Below are 3021 nucleotides of genomic sequence, written 5' to 3'. Positions count from 1 at the left end.
TGTCAGGCGATGCGGGTGAGCAGGTCGTCGAGGCTTTTCTTGGCGTCGCCGTAGAACATCCGCGTATTGTCCTTGAAGAACAGCGGGTTCTCGATGCCCGAATAGCCGGTGCCCTGCCCGCGTTTGGACACGAACACCTGTTTCGCCTTCCAGCATTCCAGCACCGGCATCCCGGCGATGGGGCTGTTGGGGTCGTCCTGGGCGGCCGGGTTCACGATGTCGTTCGAGCCGATCACGATCGCCACGTCGGTGTTGGGGAAATCTTCATTGATTTCGTCCATTTCCATGACGATGTCGTAGGGCACCCGCGCCTCGGCCAGCAGAACGTTCATGTGACCAGGGAGGCGTCCGGCAACCGGATGGATCGCAAACCGCACCGTCTTGCCCTTGGCGCGCAGGCGCTTGGTCAGCTCGCTCACCGATTGCTGGGCCTGCGCCACCGCCATGCCGTAGCCGGGGATGATGATGATCTCGTCGGCATCGTCCAGCGCCGCGGCGACGCTGTCGGCATCGGTGGCGATCATCTCGCCCTCGACCGCCATCTGCGGCCCCGAGGTGCCGCCGAAACCGCCCAGGATCACCGACACGAAGGCCCGGTTCATCGCCTTGCACATGATGTAGCTCAGGATCGCCCCCGAAGAGCCCACCAGCGCGCCGGTCACGATCAGCAGATCGTTGCCCAGCGTGAAGCCGATGGCGGCCGCGGCCCACCCCGAATAGCTGTTCAGCATCGACACCACCACCGGCATGTCGGCGCCGCCGATGCCCATGATCAGGTGGTAGCCGATGAAGCCCGCGATCAGCGTCACCAGCACCATGGTCCAGATGCCCGCGCCGGCGATATACATGATCCCCAGCAGCACGCAGAGCGCCAGCGACGCCGCGTTCAGCATATGCCCGCCGGGCAGTTGCTTGGGCTTGCCGTCGACCTTGCCCGCCAGCTTGCCGAAGGCCACGACCGAGCCGGTGAAGGTCACCGCCCCGATGAAGATGCCGAGGAACACCTCGGTCTTCAGGATGCCGATCTCGACGCTGGTCTTCTTGGCCAGGGTGGCCGCGAAGCCCGCCAGCGCGCTCAGGTCGCCGCCGGCCTCCTTCAGCGCGGTCACCGCCCCCAGCTCCAGGTCGGCGTTCAGCCCGATGAAGACCGCCGCCAGACCCACGAAACTGTGCAGGGCGGCCACCAGTTGCGGCATCTCGGTCATCTCGACCCGCTTGGCCACAATGGTGCCGGCGATGGCGCCAAGCGCCACCATCAGGATCACCACGAAATAATTGCCCATGCCCGGCCCGAAGATCGTCGCGACCACGGCGAAGGCCATGCCCACGATCCCGTACCAGATCGCGCGCTTGGCGCTCTCCTGGCCCGAGAGCCCGCCAAGGCTCAGGATGAACAGTACGGCGGCGGCGATATAGGCCGCCGATTGAAGTCCGATACTCATGTCTTGGCTCTCCTCAGGACTTCTGGAACATGGCCAGCATCCGGCGCGTCACCAGGAAGCCGCCGACGATGTTGATCGTCGCAATCAGAATGGACACCGCGGCCAGGATCACCACCAGCCAGTTGCCCGAGCCCACCTGCAACAGCGCCCCCAGGATCACGATGCCCGAGATCGCATTGGTCACCGCCATCAGCGGTGTGTGCAGGCTGTGGGAGACGTTCCAGATCACCTGGAAGCCCACGAAACAGGCCAGCACGAAGACGATGAAATGCGCCATGAAGCTGGCCGGGGCAAAGGCGCCCACGATCAACATCAGCGCCGCGCCCACCCCCAGCAGGGTCACCTGCTGCCTGGTGGCGGCCTTGAAGGCGGCCACTTCCCGGGCCCGCTTTTCTTCCGCCGTCAGCTCCTTGGGTTTCTCCTTGGGCTTCTGCGCCGCGATCGCCGCGATCTTCGGCGGCGGCGGCGGGAAGGTGATCTCGCCCGCATGGGCGATGGTCGCCCCGCGGATCACGTCATCCTCCATGTTGACCACCGGCTGACCGTCCTTCCCGGGCGTCAGATCGGTCATCATGTGGCGGATGTTGGTGGCATAAAGCGTCGAGCTTTGCGCCGCCATCCGGCTGGGGAAATCGGTGTAGCCAACGATGGTCACGCCATTGTCGGTCACGATCTTCTCGTCCGGAACCGTCAGGTCGCAGTTGCCGCCGCGCTCGGCCGCCAGATCGACGATCACCGAGCCCGGCTTCATCGCCTGCACCATGTCCTCGGTCCACAGCTTCGGCGCCGGCCGGTTCGGGATCAGCGCCGTGGTGATGACGATGTCCACCTCCGGGGCCAGCTCGCGGAACTTGGCCAGTTGCGCCTCGCGGAACTCCGGGCTGGAGGGCGCCGCATAGCCGCCCGTCGCCGCGCCATCGGTCTGTTCCTCGTCGAACTCGAGAAAGACGAACTCCGCCCCCATCGATTCGATCTGCTCGGCCACCTCGGGCCGCACGTCGAAGGCCAGGGTGATCGCGCCGAGCGAGGTCGAGGCCCCGATCGCCGCCAGACCGGCCACGCCGGCCCCCACCACCAGAACCTTGGCAGGGGGCACCTTGCCCGCCGCCGTCACCTGGCCGGTGAAGAAACGGCCGAAGTTGGCGCCGGCCTCGATCACCGCGCGGTAGCCCGCGATATTGGCCATCGAGCTCAGCGCGTCCATCTTCTGGGCCCGGCTGATCCGCGGGACCATGTCCATGGCGATCACCGTGGCGCCGCGATCCTTGGCGCGCGCCATCAGCGCCTCGTTCGCCGCCGGCCAGAAGAACGAGATCAGGATCTGCCCCTCGCGCAGCAGATCGACCTCGGATTCTTCCGGAGGCCGCACCTTGGCCACGATGTCGGCGCCCGCATACAGCGCCGCCGCATCCGCCACGACCTCGACCCCGGCCGCGGCATAGGCCGCATCCGAAATCCCCGCCGCAGCCCCGGCCCCGGACTCAACCAGACACCCATAGCCCAGCTTGCCCAACTGACCCGCAGACTGCGGCGTCAAAGCAACCCGACACTCGCCAGGATATATCTCCTTGGGTACTCC

The 3021-nt window shown here is 66.2% G+C and carries 2 protein-coding genes; both read right to left on the bottom strand.

The annotated features are described in order from the left end of the window. Nucleotides 1-2 precede the first annotated feature (2 nt). Nucleotides 3-1442 (bottom strand): NAD(P)(+) transhydrogenase (Re/Si-specific) subunit beta, encoded by a 1440-nt coding sequence (locus tag AB0T83_RS20125; protein WP_366194980.1) that lies wholly within the window; start codon nt 1440-1442, stop codon nt 3-5. A gap of 13 nt (nt 1443-1455) precedes the next feature. Continuing rightward, nucleotides 1456-3021 (bottom strand): Re/Si-specific NAD(P)(+) transhydrogenase subunit alpha (locus tag AB0T83_RS20120; RefSeq protein ID WP_366194979.1); only part of this gene is annotated, 1566 nt, incomplete at its 5' end.

This window comes from Meridianimarinicoccus marinus, assembly GCF_040689105.1.
Classification (GTDB): Bacteria; Pseudomonadota; Alphaproteobacteria; order Rhodobacterales; family Rhodobacteraceae; genus Meridianimarinicoccus; species Meridianimarinicoccus marinus.
Note: the sequence above shows the minus strand (reverse complement) of the source record. Positions and strands in the feature narration are given on the sequence as shown.